The following is a 17,117-nucleotide window of genomic DNA, read 5'->3' as shown; positions in this document are numbered from 1 at the left end:
GGCGGATGCCCATGATCACGACCGCGGACGCTCCTGCCCGCCAACCCGCTCCCTGGTGGTTCAACCTCGCCGGCCAGCTGCTGCAGCCCTGGGTGCGCATCCGCCGCGATCCGGCCGAACCGGCGACCCTGCTGCAGGCCGGCGTGCCGGTCTGCTACGTGATCGAGCGTGACGGCTTTTCCGACGCACTGATCCTGCAGCGCGCCTGCCGCGAGGCCGGCCTGCCCAGCCCGATGCAAGCGCTGTCCGGCACCCGCCGGCGCCGCTCGGTGTTCGCGCTGACCCGCCGCGACGGCTGGCTCTTCGGACGCAACCGCAAGCGCGCCGCCAGCGAGCCGCTGCGCCAGCTGGTGCATTCGCTGGAAGGCCGGCCCGAGCTCGACGTGCAAATCGTGCCGGTGTCGATCTACGTCGGCCGCGCGCCCAGCCGCGACAGCGGCTGGTTCCGCGTGCTGTTCTCGGAAAACTGGGTGATGGTGGGCCGCTTCAGACGCCTGCTTGCGCTGCTGCTGAACGGGCGCGACACCGTGGTGCACTTCTCCGCGCCGGTGTCGCTGCGGCAGATGCTGGACGAGTCCGGCACGATCGCGCCGGAGCGTTTCGCGCGCAAGGTCGCCCGGGTGCTGCGCACCCATTTCCATCGCATCCGTGCGGCGGTGATCGGTCCCGACCTGTCGCACAAGCGCACCGTGGTCGACGCGGTGCTGAACGCCGAACCGGTGCGCGCGGCGATCGTCGCCGCCGCCGCCAAGGAAAAGATCAGCCACGCCAAGGCCTGGCGCAAGGCGCACAAGCTGCTGCTGGAAATCGCCGCCGACTATTCGCATCCGGTGGTGCGTTCGGCCTCGTTCCTGCTCAGCAACTTCTGGAACAAGCTGTACGACGGCATCGCGATGCACCACTTCGACAAGGCTCGCGCCGCCGCGCCCGGCCACGAAGTGATCTACGTGCCTTGCCACCGCAGCCACGCCGACTACCTGCTGATGAGCTACCAGCTGCACGTGTCCGGCGTGGTGGTGCCGCACATCGCCGCCGGCGTGAACCTCAACCTGCCGGTGATCGGGCCGATCCTGCGTCGCGGCGGCGCCTTCTTCCTGCGCCGCAGCTTCAAGGGCAACGCGCTGTATTCGGTGGTGTTCAACGAGTACGTGGCGCAGCTGATCGATCGCGGCGTGCCGATGGAATACTTCATCGAGGGCGGTCGCTCGCGCACCGGCCGCCTGCTGGCGCCACGCGCCGGCATGCTGGTGATGACGGTGCGCGCGTTCCTGCGCGCGCCACGCCGGCCGGTGCTGTTCCAGCCGGTCTACATCGGCTATGAAAAGTTGATGGAAGGCAAATCCTACGCCGGCGAACTGAGCGGCCAGGCGAAGGAGAAGGAGTCGCTGATCGGCCTGCTGCGCGGCCTCAAGGTGCTGCGCCAGCGCTATGGCCACGTGGCGCTGAACTTCGGCGAGCCGATCGAACTGACCCCGTTGCTCGACGCCGCCAGCAGCGACTGGCGCGCCGCCGGCGCCGATCCCGACGTCAAGCCCGAATGGCTGAACAGCGTCACCGACCGGCTGGCCGAACAGATCCAGATCAACATCAACCGCGCCGCCGACGTCAACCCGATCAACCTGCTGGCGCTGGCCCTGCTGGCCACGCCCAAGCACGCGATGGCCGAGGCCGACCTGCTGACCCAGCTGGAACTGGGCAAGGCGATGCTGGAAGAGCTGCCGTACTCGGACCGGGTCACGCTGACGCCGATGAATCCGGCCGCGATCATCGCCTACGGCGAACAGATGGGCTGGATCCAGCGCGTGCAGCATCCGCTGGGCGACGTGCTGACGGTGAGCGCCGAACAGGCGGTGCTGCTCAGCTACTTCCGCAACAACGTGCTGCATCTCAACGCCACCGCGGCGTGGGTGGCCTGCTGCTTCCTCAACAACCGCCGCATGTCGCGCGCCTCGGTGCTGCGGCTGGGCCAGATCATCTACCCGTTCATCCAGGGCGAGCTGTTCCTCCCGTGGGACGCGGACGGCTTCGTGGCGCAGCTGGAAGCGACCATCGACTTCTTCGTGCGCCGCGGCCTGCTCGAGTCCACCAACGACGGCCGCAGCCTCGAACGCAGTCCCGGTCAGGACGACGGCGCGTTCCAGCTCAAGGTGATCGCCCGCAGCCTGATCCAGGCGTTCGAGCGCTACTACATCACCATCGCCGCACTGGCCAAGAACGGTCCGCACACGATGAGTGGCGGCGAACTGGAAAGCGCCTGCACGCTGACCGCGCAGCGGCTGTCCCTGCTCAACGAACTGAGCGCGCCGGAGTTCTTCGACAAGGCGCTGTTCCGCGGCTTCATCCAGAAGCTGCGCGAGCGGCGCATCGTGTGGACCGATGCCGACGGCAAGCTCGATTACGACGCCGCGCTGGAAGGCATGGTGCGCGATGCGCGGGTGATCCTGTCGCGCGAAGTGCGCCATTCGATCCTGAAGATCACCCCCGGCGGCGAGCGGGAAACGGCCACCGAAGAACCGGCCGATGCCGTGCCCGCGCCGCCCATGGCGCTGCCCGACGACGCCTCCGCCGCCGACCTGCACCAGCGCCACGTCGACACCGAGCAGCACGAACACGAACGACGCAGCGGCGACGATCGTCGCGGCCCCACTCCCGACGCCTGACGACGGCGTTCCTGTAGCATTGCCGGCCATGAACGAACAGCCCAAGACCACGCCCGAATCGACCACCCACTTCGGCTTCCGCGACGTGCCCGTGGGCGACAAGCAGAAGCTGGTCGGCCAGGTGTTCACCTCGGTCGCGCGCAGCTACGACCTGATGAACGACCTGATGTCGTTCGGCACGCACCGGCTGTGGAAACGCCACTTCGTGGCCACCAGCGGCGTGCGCCGGGGCGACCGGGTGCTCGATCTGGCCGGCGGCACCGGCGACATCGCCGCGCTGCTCAAGCCGGTCGTGGGCGACCAGGGCGACATCGTGGTGGGCGACATCAACGCGGCCATGCTCGGCGTCGGCCGCGACCGCATGACCGACCGCGGGCTGGTTTCAGGCCTGCGCTGGGCCCAGCTCAACGCCGAGGCGCTGCCGTTCCCCGACAACAGCTTCGATGCGGTGACCATGGCCTTCGGCCTGCGCAACGTCACCGACAAGGACAAGGCGCTGGCCGACATCTGCCGTGTGCTGAAACCCGGCGGCCGCGCCCTGGTGCTGGAATTTTCGAAGGTCCAGAGCGAGCTGTTCGGCAAGCTCTACGACTTCCACTCGTTCAGGATCCTGCCGAAGCTCGGCCAGCTGTTCGCCGGCGACGCCGACAGCTACCAGTACCTGGCCGAGTCGATCCGCAAGCATCCCGACCAGGCAACGCTGAAGGGCATGATGGAACGCGCCGGCTTCGGCCGCGTCGAGGTGCGCAACCTCACCAACGGCATCGTGGCGATCCACCGCGCGTACAAATTCTAGACGCGCGCTGATCCAGATCAGTGGCCCGCCGCGGCTTGCGGCGTATGTTGGGCTCCTCTTCCCCGTGAGCCCAACCAAGATGTCCATTGATCTCGCTGCAGAACCGAACACCCATCTTTTCGATGCCCGCGGGGTGGCCCGCCGCTTCCGCCATTCGGCGATCTTCGGCGCGATCGGCGCGCTGCGTTCGGGCGAGACGATGCGCTTCGTCAACGACCACGATCCGATTCCGCTGATCGCCCAGTTGCGCGAACGCCTCGGCGACAACCTCAGCGTGACCTACCGCCAGCGCGATGCGGACGCCGTGGTGATCGACTTCGGCATCACCGGCCTGCCGGTGGAGTGATGCGCTACCCGCCCTTCTTCGACGAGGCGCCGGCGATCACCTTGCGCGATCCGCTGGCGGACCTGCTTGGCGCCGCCGACGACGGCCTGATCGACTACCGCTACATCGACGCCGTGCGGCTGGCCGGCCACTCCTGTCCCACCGTGGCCGGCGCCTGGCTGATGGCGCGTGCCGCGCTGCGCGCGCTTTATCCCGATGGCCCCGCCGAACGCGGCGGAGTCAGCGTGGAAATGAGCGGCGCGGAAGACGAGGGCGTCAACGGCGTGATCGGCCAGGTGTTCACCCTGGTCACCGGTGCCGCCGCGGCCAACGGCTTCCACGGCATTGCCGGCCGCTTCGCCCGGCATTCGCTGTTGCACTTCTCCACGCCTGACGCAGGTGCAGGCCTGCGGGTGCATCGACGCGACAACGGGAAAAGCGTGTCGGTGGCGCTGGATCTCGGCGACGTTCCCGCGCCGGCCAGCCTGCGTCCGCTGCTGGGGGCAGCGCTCGATCCGCAGGCCACGCCGGAACAGCGCGCGGCCTTTGGCCAGGCGTGGCAGGAGCGGGTGAAGTGCCTGCTGCTGGAGCATGCCGACGATCCCACCGTCGTTCGCGTGACGCGGTTGAACTGAGCGCGGCGCGCCTCAGCTGGCCGACGCGCGCAGGTCCTGCCAGACCGTGCCCGACTGCCGTGCCTCGCGCTCGTGCTCCTCGTCGCGCCAGCTCTCCTGCAGCGCGGCGTCATACCAGCGGCGCATGCCGGGCAGCGCCAGCAGCCGTTGCGCATACTCCGAGGCTGGCGCGCCCAGCTGCAGGCCGTAGCTCTGGATGCGGAAAGCCACCGGCGCGAAGAACGCATCGACGGCGCCGAACTTCGCGCCGGCCAGGAACGGTCCGCCGAACCGGGCCAGCCCTTCGCTCCACAATTCATCGATGCGTGCGATGTCGCCCTGCAGCGCCGCCGGCAGCTCGTCGGGCAGGCGGATGCGCAGGCCGCAGTTCATGCCGCACCGGTTGCGCAGGGCGGCGAAGCCCGCGTGCATTTCCGCGGCGGCGCAACGCGCCCAGGCACGCGCGTCCGGATCGGACGGCCAGACGTCCATATGCCGCTCGGCCAGGTATTCGGCGATCGCCAGCGAATCCCACACCACGCGCTCACCGTCGTGCAGGCACGGCACCTTGCCGCTGGGCGAGAACGCGCGGAACGCCTGCCAGCTGGCGCCGTTGCCCTGGGCAAACGTCACCAGATGTTCTTCGAACGGAATGCCCAGCTCGCTGAGCAGCAGCCACGGCCGCAACGACCACGACGAATAGTTCTTGTTGGCGATGTGCAGCTGGTACATGTGGCCAGTCCTCCCGGGTCAATCAGTTCTGTTCGCAGGTTTCGATCGGCGACGCGACCCGCACGGGCCGCCGCCGCGCGTTGGCCAGCACCACGCCGCCGATGGTGACCGCGCCGCCCACCAGGATCAGCGCGTTCGGCACTTCGTGCAGCCACAGCCAGCCGATCAGCAGCGCGATCGGCGGCGACAGGTAGATGAAGCTGCTGACCTGCGATGCCGAGGCGCGGTTCACCGCCATGTTCCAGGCCAGGTAGCCGATGAAGGTGGGTGCGATGCCCAGCCACAGCAGCGCGCCGATGTGCGACCACGACGCGGCCACCAGCGCCTGCGGCAGATGCCAGCCGAACGGCAGCGCGCCGAGCGTGCCGGCGAACATCGCGAACGCGGTGACGCCGACCATGCTGCTGCGGGCGAACAGTGCCTTCTGGCCCACGAAGAAGATCGCCGAGACGGCGACGCACACCAGCACCAGCAACGCATGCGGGTCCACCTCCACCCGCTGCCCACTGGCCAGCACCACCAGCACCGTGCCGAGCAGGGCCAGCGCCAGGCCGATCCAGGTGCGCAGGGTCAGCCGCTCGCCGATCCAGAACGCCGACACCGCCGCGGTGGCCGCCGGCACCAGCGAGATCAGGATCGAGGCGGTGCCGCTGGCAATCCGCGTCTCGGCATAGTTCAGGCACAGGTGATAGACGGTGAGGCCGAGCACGCCGAGCAACGCCAGTTGCGGCCAGTCACGCGGCGCCGGCAGGGGCACCCGCTTCACCCACAGCAGGACGGCGAAACACAGCGAGCCGGTCAGCAGCCGCGCAAAGGCCACCTCGCCCGGCGTGAACGAGGGCAACGCATAGGCGATCGCGGCATACGCCGACGACCAGGTGAGCAGGGCGATCGCGATGGCCAGCAGCGCGCGGCCATCGAGACGTTCAACGGTACCCATGGGGACGCATTCCTGAAACGGGGAAGTGCGCATCCTAGTCTTGCCGGTCGCGCCGAGGAATAATGCACCGAAGCGTTTCACGCCGTTTTGCCAGCGATCGAATTCATCGATACCTGATCCTGCCTTGGAATCGAAAGTCATGGAATCAAAGCTCGAACTGGACGCGAAGGACTGGCAGCTGCTCGAAGCGCTGCAGCAGGATGCGCGCCTGGGTTACGCCGAGCTGGGCCGCAAGGTGCGACTGTCCGCACCGGCGGTCGCCGAGCGGGTGAAGCGGCTGGAGGAGGCCGGCGTGATCAGCGGCTACCGCGCCACGGTGAACCCCAGGCGGCTGGGCTACGGCATCAGCGCGATGATCCGGTTGCGTTGCGACGGCGTCACCTGCGCGCGCATCGGCGCACTGGTGGAGGACATCCCCGAGGTGCTTGAGTGTCGCCGCCTGGCCGGCGAGGATTCCGCCCTGCTGCACGTGGTGGCGATGTCGATCGGCCACCTGGAATCGGTGCTCGACCGCCTGCTCAAGACCGGCGCCAGCAACAGCACCACCACCCTGATCGTGCTGCAGACGCCGCACGAACACCGCCCGCTGACCCGCGCGATGTGGAACGCCGCACTCGCCGCGTCACGCGACTGACCCTCTCCCCTGCGACCCATCCCATGACCGACAAGCCCACCACCCCGCCTCCTTCGACCACCACCGACGCGCCCGCCGATCCGCAACGCCGCCGCCTGCTCGGCGGCCTCGCGATGGCCGGTGCCGCGCTCGGCGTGAGCGGCTGCCAGCCGTTCGGCGAGCACCGCGCAGCCACGGCGCCGGGCGCAGGCGACGCGGCACTCGATGCGCAGCTGCGCCAGCACATCCATCACGTGGTGGTGCTGTACGCCGAGAACCGCAGCTTCAACAACCTGTTCGCGAACTTCCCCGGGCTGGCGCAACCGCTGCAGGCGCTCGATTCGCCCGCCTACCGCCAGCGCGATCGCGATGGTCGATTGCTCGACGAATTGCCGCCGGTATGGGGTGGCCTGGCGCCACACGCGCAGACCGTCGACGGCCGCCATTACCAGATCGGGGAAGACGCGATCCGCGGCCTGCCCAACCGCCCGTTCGTCCTGCGCACGCCCGAGGGCGACGCACTGCCGCACGGCGTGATCACCCGCGACTTGGTGCACCGCTTCTACGAGAACCAGCTGCAGATCAACGGCGGCAGGAACGACGGCTTCGTGGCCTGGGGCAACACCGGCGCGATGACGATGGGCCACTACGGCGACGGCGCGGCCAACCTGCGGCTGTGGAAGCTCGCCGAACAATTCACCCTGTGCGACAACTTCTTCATGGGCGCGTTCGGCGGTTCCTTCCTCAACCATCAATACCTGGCCGCCGCGCAGCCGCCGTATTTTCCGCACGCCGACCGGCACCCGGCGAAGATCCAGATCGCCACCGTCGAAGGCGACGACCCGACCGGCCTCCAGCGCGTGATGGCCGAGGATTCCCCCGCCAGTGCGATGCAGGGTCGGCCGGAGTTCGCCTCGCGCGATGCACTGACGCCGGACTTCTGGGCGGTCAACACGATGGGGCCGGCCTACGCGCCCGCCTTCAGCCACGACAAGCGCGACCCGCGCTTCGCCGATCCGGACAACCACAACACCTTGCCGCCGCAGGTGCACGCCAGCATCGGCGATGCGCTGTCCGACGCGGGCGTCGACTGGGCCTGGTACGCCGGCGGCTGGCAGCTGGCGCTGGACGGCCATGGCGACGGCGACCACAAGGCGTTCCCGGAAATACCGAACTTCCAGATCCACCACCAGCCGCTCAACTACTTCCGCAGCTTCGCGCCGGGCACGCCGGCACGCGCGCAGCACCTGCGCGACGCCGGCGTGGGCAACCGCGCCGACAGCAACCACTTCATCGCCGCGATCGAAGCCGGCACGCTGCCGCCGGTGTCGTTCTACAAACCCCAGGGCGACCTCAACATGCACGCGGGCTATTCCAGCGTGGATGCCGGCGACGAACACCTGGCGCAGGTGGTAGCGGCGCTGCAGAAAAGTCCGCTGTGGCCAAACATGCTGGTGGTGGTCACCGTGGACGAGAACGGCGGCTGGTGGGATCACGTGGCGCCGCCGAAGGGCGATCGCTGGGGACCGGGTTCGCGCATCCCCGCGATCATCGTGTCGCCCCACGCGAAGAAGGGTTTCGTCGACCACACCCTCTACGACACCGGCTCGATCCTGCGCTTCCTCACCCGCCGCTTCGGCCTCAAGCAACTGCCCGGCCTGAAACTGCGCGACGCCTCGATGATCGCCGCCGGCGGCCCGCCACCCGGCGACCTCACCGCGGCGCTGCAGTTCAGTTGAGCCCCAAAGCACCCCCTCACCTGAAGGACTCCCTTCGGTCGCCAGCCTCCCCCTGCAGGCAGGGAGAGGAGCAAAGCGAGCCCCCCGAAACTCCATCGTCACCGGGATACCCTCCCCTGCTCCGCAGGGGAGGGCAGGGGTGGGGTCCACGCCGCGTCGAACTTCATCGAAGCCGATTTCCCCGTAAGCTGCACCTTTCCAGCGACACGCCAAGATCCCCATGCGCGACTTCTACCCCGCCATCGAGCCCTACCAGACCCATCGCCTCGCCGTCGACGCGATCCACACCCTGCACGTCGAGGAATGCGGCAACCCTGACGGCTTGCCGGTGGTGTTCCTGCACGGCGGTCCCGGTGCCGGCCTGTCCGCCTATCACCGTCGCTTCTTCGATCCGGCGCGCTACCGCATCGTGCTGTTCGACCAGCGCGGCGCCGGGCAATCCACGCCGTTCGCCGAACTCACCGACAACACCACCTGGCACCTGGTCGCCGACATCGAGACGATCCGCGAACAGCTCGGTATCGAGCGCTGGGTGGTGTTCGGCGGCTCGTGGGGCTCCACGCTGGCGCTGGCCTATGCGCAGACGCATCCCGAGCGCGTGCTCGGCCTGGTGCTGCGCGGGATCTTCCTCGGCCGCGAACCGGAACTGCGCTGGTTCAACGAAGTCGATGGCGGCGCTTCGCAGATCTTCCCCGAGCGCTGGGCGCGCTTCCTCGCCTTCATTCCCGAAGCCGAGCGCGACTCGATGCTGGAAGCCTACTGGCGCCGGCTCACCAGCAATGACGAGGCGACCCGGCTTGCCGCAGCGCAGGCGTGGAGCGCATGGGAAGGCGGCAGCACCACCTTGCTGCACGATCCCCACGGCGGCGGCGACTTCGAGGACCCGCACAAGGCGGTCAGCCTGGCGATCATGGAAGCGCACTACTTCCGCCACCGCATCTTCCTCGAACCGAACCAGCTGCTGCGCGACATCGCGCGCGTCCGGCACATCCCCGCCACCATCGTGCACGGCCGCTACGACATCATCTGCCCGATGACGAGCGCATACGACCTCAGCCAGGCCTGGCCCGAGGCGGACCTGCACGTGGTGCTGGCCGGCCACAGCGCCGCCGACCCGGCGATCGTCGACCAGCTGGTGCAGGCGACGGATCGGCTGGCCGACCGCTACGCCTGAAGCGCACCGTCATCGTTCCCCGCAAGGCAAACCAGGGAGTGTCCATGCGCGTGCTGGTCACCGGCGCCTACGGCTTCATCGGCGCGCACATCGTGGCGGCGCTGGTCGCGGCCGGCCATGACGTCGTCTGCGCCGTGCGTGGCGCGCGTGTCGACACGCGCTTCCCCGGACTCGACGCGATCGCCTGCGACATGGGCCACGACCTGCGCAGCGAGGACTGGCTGCCCCGCCTCGCCGGCATCGAGGCGGTGGTCAACTGCGCAGGCATCCTGCGCGAGCGCGGCGCGGACAGCTACGCGGCGGTGCACGAGCAGGCGCCGCTGGCCCTGTTCCGCGCCTGCGTGCAGGCCGGCGTGCGGCGGGTGATCCAGGTCTCCGCACTGGGCGATCCCGCCGACGGCGAGTTCATCGCCTCCAAGCATCGTGCCGATGCGGCGCTGGCCGCGCTGGAACTGGACTGGCTGGTGCTGCGCCCGTCGCTGGTCTACAGCGCACATGGCTCGTACGGCGGCAGTTCGCTGCTGCGTGCGCAGGCCGGGCTGCCCGGCCTGCTGCCCCTGCCCGGCCGCGGCGCGCAGCCGCTGCAGCCGATCGCCGCCGAAGACGTCGGCCTGGCCGTCGTCGCGGCGCTGGCCCGGCCGCAGGTAGCCTGCGAAGTGCTCGAACTGGTCGGCCCCGAGGTGCTGACCCTGCGCGACTACCTGCTGGCCTGGCGACGCTGGCTCGGCTTCGGGCGCGCGTACGCGCTCGCCATGCCGATGCCGCTGATGCGACTGGCCTGCGCGCTGGGCGAACACCTCGGCAACGGCCCACTCGGCAACACCATCGGGCGCATGCTGGAACGCGGCAACGTGGGCGCTGCCAATGCCGTCGTCCAGCTGCGCGAACGCCTCGGCCTGCAGCCGCGAACGCTGCAACGCGCGCTGGCCGAAGCGCCCAGCCACGTGCAGGACCGCTGGCATGCGCGGCTGCATTTCTGCCTGCCCCTGCTGCGCGTTTCGATGGCTTTGCTGTGGATCGGTTCGGGCGCGGTCGGCTGGCTGACCCCGGCAACCGACGTGGTGGCCGCCGCGCCCGGCAGTTCACTCGCCGCCGGCAGCCTGCTCGCGCTGGCGCGCACCACCGCCAGCGCCGACCTGCTGCTGGGCACGCTGTGCCTGCTGCGCTGGCGGCCACATCTGGTGCTGGGCCTGATGCTGGCGATGCTGCTCGGCTACACCTTCGGCATCGGCATCGCCTGGCCCGTCCACTGGCTGGACCCGTTCGGCGGCCTGCTGAAGAACCTGCCGCTGATCGCGGCACTGGCGCTGTTGCTGGCGACGGAACAACGCCGATGAATGCCTACGTGCTGCTGAAAACCGTGCACATCCTCTCCTCCACCCTGCTGTTCGGCACCGGACTGGGCACCGCCTTCTTCATGTGGTTCACCCACCGCAGCGGCCAGCTCCCCGCCATCGCGGTGGCCACGCGGCTGACCGTACGCGCGGACTTCCTGTTCACCACCCCGGCGGTGATCGTGCAGCCGCTGTCCGGCTACCTGCTGATGCGCCTGATGGGTTTCGACCTGCACACACCATGGCTGCAGGCCGCCATCGCGCTGTACCTGCTGGCCGGCGCCTGCTGGCTGCCGGTGGTCTGGCTGCAATGGCGAGCGCGCAACCTCGCCGCCGCCGCGCTGCGCGACGGCACCGCCCTGCCGCCGGCCTACCATCGCTGCATGCGCACCTGGTTCGCGCTGGGCTGGCCTGCGTTCCTCGCCGTGATCGTCACGTTCTGGCTGATGGTGGCGAAGCCGCCGTTGTGGGGTTGATGCGGCCGCAGGCGGCGCAGGAAATGGGATATCGCACGATGGCCGATGCCACCACCATCAGCGTATCCACTCCATGGGCGACGCTTTCATCAGGGAACTTAATTGGCAACGTCCCCTTTTTTCCTTCAAGAAGGCTAGGGAGCCGGATGGAAGACGGCGGTCTGTTTAGGTTTCCAGCTGAAGATATTTGCCAACTGAGCTACGCTTAAGGTCGAACGTCATCTTTAGACTGGGGGAGTCGAGACGGGATGCTCGTAACGTCTGAAAATTTCTGGCGGGTAGGCGCTCGACCTCTCTTTGCGATGTTCACCGGACGATGGCTGGCTATCGTGATGAAGCCGACGGTCCGTTCTGATCACTCTGCGGATACCCGTAGTTTTCAGTTTTTTGTCGGTGAGGTGCTTTGATGTATTTCAAAGCAAAAACCCTCGACGACGTACTTCGGCGCGTACTGAAGAAATTGACCACTGATGAGGCCACGAGTATCAAGGCTAGTCGGGGTGAATCCAGTGAAATTACCGGCGTACTTTTTCAGATAACGCGCCCAAGGGCTAGGCTCAGCCGAACGGAAAAACGAGGCCTGATCTTCAGTCCTCTTGGAGAGCTACTTTGGTACCTGGCAGGTAGCGAGTCGTTGAAGCAGATCGCTTACTACGTACCAAAGTACAAGGAGGAATCAACTGACAAGAGGACGGTCTATGGCGCCTACGGGCCAAGGCTCTTCCCGAAAGAGGGTCGAAGTCAAATTGAGAACGTACTCGATTTGCTTCGTCGCAAACCTTGGTCGAGAAGAGCCGTAGTTCAAATTGTTGAAGCTCGCGATCTTGCTCATGAACAGGTGCCGTGTACATGCACCTTGCAATTTTTAATTAGAAAGAAGCAATTGCACATGTATGTCTACATGCGGTCCAACGATGCTTTCATGGGTCTTCCGCACGATGTCTTCGCCTTCACAATGATCCAAGAATTGATGGCAAGAAGTCTTGCCATCGAATTGGGATCCTACAAGCACATGGTAGGAAGTCTTCATCTATACGACAAGCATCTGGCGAGTGCGAAGCAGTATCTCAAAGAAGACTGGCAAGAGACGGAGGAGATGCCGCCCATGCCGCCGGGAGACCCTTGGGCTCGTATAAAGCAGATGGTGCGTTGGGAAAAAACTTTGCGTGCAGGCTCGCCTCTCGAAATCGACAATTTGGATGTTGAGCTGTATTGGAAAGATCTCTTGAGGCTTCTTCAAATCTTTGCGATATCGAAGAAAGAAAAAAGTACAAGGTCGATCACCGCACTGAAAAAGAAGATGAGCAGCAAGGTCTACGACGCCTACATTGATCAACGTCGCAGAAAACTAGAACAGAAGGCAGAGGATCAAAAGCCGATCCAGGTTCCGATGTTCAACACAAGCGAATAAAATTCGGATGCAAAAATGTTGTTAGAAGCAAATATTCTTGAGCTCGTCAAGCTCCTAGGCGACGAAGCTTTACACTCGGCAGGGGTCATCCCATGGAGCTCCCCCATCCCATCCTTCGGTGACTTAGGTCAGGCGAAGATCGCGACGCTTGGGTTGAACCCAAGCAATCGAGAATTTGTTGATGCTCGTGGTGACGAACTTGATGGCGCCAACAGGCGATTTCATACGTTGAAATCGTTGAGCTTGTCTTCTTGGGCCAAGGCCAAAGACAGGCACCTTGAGCTTATGGCCGAATCCTGTCGAACTTACTTCAAAGCCAACCCCTATGATGGTTGGTTCAAAAGGCTTGATGAGATCATTGTAGGAACGAAGTGTTCTTATTACGAGAGACAAAACGACCTTGCATGCCATCTAGACCTCATTCCATTTGCTACAGCCGAGAAATGGATGACGTTGACCAACTCGCAACGATTGGCGCTGCTTTCATATGCTGGCGATACGCTAGGGCACCTTGTGAGAGATTCGTCCATCAAGGTCCTCATATTGAATGGAGCATCCGTGGTTGCAGGGTTTGAGCGTGCCGCTGGAGTTTCTTTGAACCATCAGGTCATGCCAACTTGGGCTCTTCCCAGAAGGTCGACTCCAGATGTTCCTGGGATTGGATACCGAGGCAAAGTACACCGTATGGGGCATGTCAGTTTGGGACGCGAAGTTCTTGTTCTTGGCTTTAACCACAACATCCAAAGTAGCTTCGGTGTCACCAAGGACGTTAAGTCGGAGATCGCAAAATGGATAGGAAAGCATGTTCCACGGGCTACGTATGAGACAGAAAGACCTTTCTCTCTTAACTGAGTTGGATGATCAGCTTCGAGTTTTTTCAGCTACAAACCATGAACTCGTCGGCTTGGCCGAAGACATTGCTCGTGACGCGTTTGCTCAACAGATTGTTGAGAGTATCAGGCGTGTAGGTTTCACCGACGTCATTCAGCAACGCGCTTTGGCGCCGGAAAGGGCTGATCCAAGCAGCGACCTTTTTGACCCGTTCAGAGCAGCAGTGGTAGCCAAGAATGCAGGCAATTTTGAAGAAGCATGTTGGTTGGTTTTTCTTGGCACACAGTTTGGTAAGCATGGCAAGCAAAAGTGGTCAACGACAGCGCAAGTCTACGGGGCTCTAGGAGGTCCGAACTGGACCTTCGAGCGAGTAAGTGTGGACCCCCACGCGTTTAGCCTCTGGCTTGAAGGCCACCAAAAGGACATCAAACGCTACGTCGGAAATCATCGCAAGTACATCTCTCTTTCGGGGCGAAAACTTCACTGTACAGGCGTGACAGTTGAGACCTACGTCGCATGGATTCTTGAAAACGGTGGCCATCAGGCCCTCTTTAACGACGCCATTGCGAATGCTAAAGGTGATGCCCGCGTAGCCTTCGCCAAGCTTTTTAAATCTATGGATGTGGTTGACGGCTTCGGACGTACAGCTAGGTTCGACTATTTGGGAATGATTGGGAAACTTGGCCTCGCTGACCTTAAGCCCGATTCGGTCCACTTGAGCGGAGCCACTGGGCCACTTACAGGTTCAAAGCTGCTCTTCACTGGTTCGAAAAAAGGCAAGATCTCCAAATCGCAGCTAGATACGATGTTGTTGGAACTTGGAGATGCGTTGGACCTGGATATGGGTGTCATCGAGGACGCGATCTGCAACTGGCAGAAAAACCCCAACAATTTTGTTCCGTACCGAGGATGACGCGTTGCTTCAGTCCGCCCAGCGGAATTTTCTCTTCAGTGAATTCATCTGGTGATGGCCGATGATGCCCTTATGCTGAAGTTGCCCAACAACCAGCCCCGCTGAGATGCCTATTTCGCGCGCAAACTTGATGATCTCAAGTTTTCTCGCGCTTAATTGACCTAGTCTCTGCTGGAACTGCTTAGGGACCAAGAGTTTTTCAGCGTACAGATTCGCCTCATCTTCGTACTTTGAGGAAAGCTCTCCGGTGCCCTCAAGGAAAAAAGCTCTGTTTCCATGTAACAGGACGTGCGCTGCTTCATGAAAGAAGGCAAACCAAAAGTGGTCTTCAGAAAGGTAGCGGGCGCTCAATAGAATCAGGGCTTTGTCGTCTCGTATGAATTTGGTGGCTCCACTTGCCCTGCATCCGGCCGGGGCTCTAACCACCACCACTGCGACACCCGATCTTGCACAGATTGCCTGCAATTCCACGAGGAATTGATCGGGGTTCTTTTTGCGGGTTAGCTTTCTGATTTCAGTCAGGTTCTCCGAAAACTCCATCTTGTTCCATGGCGCGCAGTCAATTTCTTCGGCCTCTAATTCAGCTTGGCGAATCCATGCGGCCACGGCAGAGGGCGTCGAATCAAAAGACTGCGATGTCTTGTACGCAATATTTTCCAGCAGTCCATCGTACCGACCATGCCATGCTGTGGGGTCCGGAATGTCGAAAAAATCCAGGCAGGCTGTGACGCGGTCTAACTTCGACTCGACCGAAGGTAGCCAGCCAAACTTAACCATGTCCTTGATGGGAAGTTCGCTAAGCCATTGATCCGCGTTTTCAAGAATCCTGGACAGCTCTTCTCTATATTCCTTCTCTCTGCGCAACCAGAAGCTTGCGGTGGACCCGACTGCTGAAGCGAGGCCTTCAGCAATTGATTTGTTGATAGGGTGATCTCCACGGAGCAAATTTTGAGCCTGCTTGCTCGTTCCACCAATGTGGGCGGCAAGATCTTCGGTGGTGAGGCCAAGGCCTACCATGAGATCAGCGACAGTTTCGCCCGGAGGAGATATCCAGCGCGGAGAAAAGCTCTGTTCAAACATTGGTGAGCGCTCCAATGTGGATGACTTTGACGCGTGTCACTTTCGACCAGTCAACCAAACCTGACTTCAGCTTCGGTACGTCCAGTTGTCCCGGTTCAAATGCCAAGACTTGCGAAGCTGAAATATCGACCATCCATGTGCTCGGCACCTTCGGCATCTCTCTTGGATTTCCAGAACATAGCTCGGTGACACTTTCAGCTGCCCTAAGGTCCGCGAGTCGAGCCCTTAGATTCCTTGAAGCGTCAGCATCCAGGTGCCGGGACGAGACACTTTTGCTTTCGCAGATTGCTCTAAGGTGCTGGGTCGCAAACGATAGCTGCACGTTGATACTGAAGTATGTAAGAACCGCTGTTAGGGGGCTGTTGTGGGACTCTTGGGCGTTGCTCCGAACCCATCAAAACCCGCAGGTGAAAACTGGCGCTGAAGGCACGGCCTCGCGATAAGGCGCACATGTCATCTACCAGAGCAAGCGTACACCTAGATGGTCAGGCATTTCCCTGGCCATGGGGATCATACTTGAACGCAGACCAAAGTCAGTGCTGAGGAACGACCGATGAAAGCTTGGGAGAAGTACCAGGAGGATGCCGCTGGCTATTTTCGCTCGCTGGGGCTCACTGCGACTACGAACGCCACCGTCGTTGGTACAAGGACGTCTCATGATGTGGATGTCTTAGTGCAATCTCATCACGTTGGGTTTGACATCACATGGATAGTTGAATGCAAGAGGTGGCAAACGCGCATAACCAAATTGCATGTCCTCGCATTGCGTCAAATTGTTACAGATTTGGGCGCTGATAGAGGTATTTTGCTTTCTGAGGTTGGTTTTCAGAGCGGTGCGCAAGAGGCTGCGAACTTGACCAATATCCAACTTACGTCCATAGCGGAAATGCGAAATGCTGCAGGTGACAGTATCTATGCCATGCGATTTCGGGACTTGCTTGATTGCGCAAACTCTTGCAGGGACAGATATTGGGAGATCTCGAAAGAGGATCGAATTAAGTTCGGCATTAGGACTTGGGACGCCAAGTATTCTGGGATTAGAACTGTAGGTATGTGCTTAGACTTGTTGACACGTGCAATGATCGGGTCTTATCCATTTGTGACCGATGATCTCGAAGTATTTAATCTATTTGGTATAGACAAACACTTCGAGTCATCCAAGGAAGTTGTGTGCCTTGTAGAAGAGAAGCTATCTGAACTTGAAGCAAAGCTTGATAACCACGACCTGCAGGCCGCAAGTTTTTCCGCAAACAACTCTCCAAAATAGATCGGCCAGTTCAAACTCCACGTGCAACACCCCGATAGATCGCCCCCATCTTGGCATAGTGACCAAAGTGGGTGGAGAATGGCTCTGTCAACGGCGCGACAGCGCTTGCGCAGCCGTTGACAGACCTATTCCCCACCGGATCATGGGCTCGGCCATGGTGGGGGTGTTGCACGTGGATATTGAAACCGCCATCTCATAAATGGGTATTATCG

The 17,117-nt window shown here is 62.9% G+C and carries 17 protein-coding genes; 13 read left to right on the top strand and 4 right to left on the bottom strand.

Features of this window, described 5'->3' with window-relative positions:
- Positions 1–11: 11 nt before the first annotated feature.
- From plsB to ASD55_RS02500, 4 genes are all read left to right on the top strand, one after another.
- Positions 12–2,660: a glycerol-3-phosphate 1-O-acyltransferase PlsB gene (gene plsB / locus ASD55_RS02515; RefSeq protein WP_056763491.1), complete on the top strand. Its 2,649-nt coding sequence runs from the start codon at positions 12–14 to the stop codon at positions 2,658–2,660.
- Positions 2,661–2,688: 28 nt separating this feature from the next.
- Entirely contained in the window at positions 2,689–3,456 is a 768-nt protein-coding gene (gene ubiE, locus ASD55_RS02510) for a bifunctional demethylmenaquinone methyltransferase/2-methoxy-6-polyprenyl-1,4-benzoquinol methylase UbiE (RefSeq protein WP_007810385.1), read from the top strand.
- Positions 3,457–3,535: 79 nt separating this feature from the next.
- Positions 3,536–3,802, top strand: coding sequence for a DUF2249 domain-containing protein (locus ASD55_RS02505; protein ID WP_056716053.1), 267 nt, complete (start codon positions 3,536–3,538; stop codon positions 3,800–3,802).
- Positions 3,802–4,416 (top strand): hypothetical protein, encoded by a 615-nt coding sequence (locus tag ASD55_RS02500; RefSeq protein WP_056763489.1) that lies wholly within the window; start codon positions 3,802–3,804, stop codon positions 4,414–4,416. Before ASD55_RS02505 ends, ASD55_RS02500 begins: the two co-directional genes overlap by 1 nt.
- A 12-nt stretch (positions 4,417–4,428) precedes the next feature.
- Here the strand turns inward: ASD55_RS02500 and ASD55_RS02495 are convergent, their stop codons facing one another.
- Positions 4,429–5,127, bottom strand: coding sequence for a glutathione S-transferase family protein (locus ASD55_RS02495; protein ID WP_056763488.1), 699 nt, complete (start codon positions 5,125–5,127; stop codon positions 4,429–4,431).
- Positions 5,128–5,149: 22 nt separating this feature from the next.
- Positions 5,150–6,067 (bottom strand): DMT family transporter, encoded by a 918-nt coding sequence (locus tag ASD55_RS02490; RefSeq protein WP_056763486.1) that lies wholly within the window; start codon positions 6,065–6,067, stop codon positions 5,150–5,152.
- 139 nt (positions 6,068–6,206) lie between these two features.
- On the opposite strand from ASD55_RS02490, the gene ASD55_RS02485 reads away from it, so the two are divergent.
- From ASD55_RS02485 to ASD55_RS18285, 8 genes are all read left to right on the top strand, one after another.
- Positions 6,207–6,701, top strand: coding sequence for an Lrp/AsnC family transcriptional regulator (locus ASD55_RS02485; RefSeq protein ID WP_056716064.1), 495 nt, complete (start codon positions 6,207–6,209; stop codon positions 6,699–6,701).
- Between the two features lie 23 nt (positions 6,702–6,724).
- Positions 6,725–8,419 carry an acid phosphatase gene (acpA, locus tag ASD55_RS02480; protein ID WP_056763484.1) on the top strand — a complete coding sequence of 565 codons (1,695 nt, stop codon included), beginning with the start codon at positions 6,725–6,727 and terminating at the stop codon, positions 8,417–8,419.
- A 220-nt stretch (positions 8,420–8,639) separates the two neighbouring features.
- A complete protein-coding gene (gene pip, locus ASD55_RS02475; protein ID WP_056763481.1) occupies positions 8,640–9,593 on the top strand; it encodes a prolyl aminopeptidase in 954 nt (317 codons plus the stop codon).
- A gap of 44 nt (positions 9,594–9,637) precedes the next feature.
- Positions 9,638–10,930, top strand: a complete 1,293-nt coding sequence (locus ASD55_RS02470) for an NAD(P)H-binding protein (RefSeq protein ID WP_056763479.1) — start codon at positions 9,638–9,640, stop codon at positions 10,928–10,930.
- Positions 10,927–11,403 carry a DUF2269 domain-containing protein gene (locus ASD55_RS02465; RefSeq protein ID WP_056763477.1) on the top strand — a complete coding sequence of 159 codons (477 nt, stop codon included), beginning with the start codon at positions 10,927–10,929 and terminating at the stop codon, positions 11,401–11,403. The genes ASD55_RS02470 and ASD55_RS02465 overlap by 4 nt, the downstream gene beginning before the upstream one ends.
- A 406-nt stretch (positions 11,404–11,809) precedes the next feature.
- Positions 11,810–12,814, top strand: coding sequence for a thymidylate synthase (locus ASD55_RS02460; protein ID WP_056716076.1), 1,005 nt, complete (start codon positions 11,810–11,812; stop codon positions 12,812–12,814).
- Between the two features lie 15 nt (positions 12,815–12,829).
- Complete coding sequence (locus tag ASD55_RS17920) at positions 12,830–13,666, top strand: hypothetical protein (protein ID WP_200946051.1); 837 nt, start codon at positions 12,830–12,832, stop codon at positions 13,664–13,666.
- The gene (locus ASD55_RS18285; protein WP_157598759.1) at positions 13,617–14,558 is read left to right on the top strand and encodes a hypothetical protein; all 942 of its coding nucleotides are present in this window, start codon (positions 13,617–13,619) and stop codon (positions 14,556–14,558) included. Before ASD55_RS17920 ends, ASD55_RS18285 begins: the two co-directional genes overlap by 50 nt.
- A gap of 9 nt (positions 14,559–14,567) precedes the next feature.
- Here ASD55_RS18285 and ASD55_RS02450 read toward each other — a convergent pair whose 3' ends face one another.
- Positions 14,568–15,638, bottom strand: a complete 1,071-nt coding sequence (locus tag ASD55_RS02450) for an ImmA/IrrE family metallo-endopeptidase (RefSeq protein WP_056763475.1) — start codon at positions 15,636–15,638, stop codon at positions 14,568–14,570.
- Positions 15,631–15,795, bottom strand: coding sequence for a hypothetical protein (locus tag ASD55_RS18760; protein ID WP_235577703.1), 165 nt, complete (start codon positions 15,793–15,795; stop codon positions 15,631–15,633). Before ASD55_RS18760 ends, ASD55_RS02450 begins: the two co-directional genes overlap by 8 nt.
- Before the next feature lie 396 nt (positions 15,796–16,191).
- On the opposite strand from ASD55_RS18760, the gene ASD55_RS17915 reads away from it, so the two are divergent.
- Positions 16,192–16,905, top strand: coding sequence for a restriction endonuclease (locus tag ASD55_RS17915; RefSeq protein ID WP_082542626.1), 714 nt, complete (start codon positions 16,192–16,194; stop codon positions 16,903–16,905).
- Positions 16,906–17,117: the final 212 nt, after the last annotated feature.

This window comes from Rhodanobacter sp. Root561 (genome assembly GCF_001427365.1).
GTDB lineage: Bacteria > Pseudomonadota > Gammaproteobacteria > Xanthomonadales > Rhodanobacteraceae > Rhodanobacter.
This window is presented reverse-complemented; position numbering and strand designations above follow the sequence as displayed.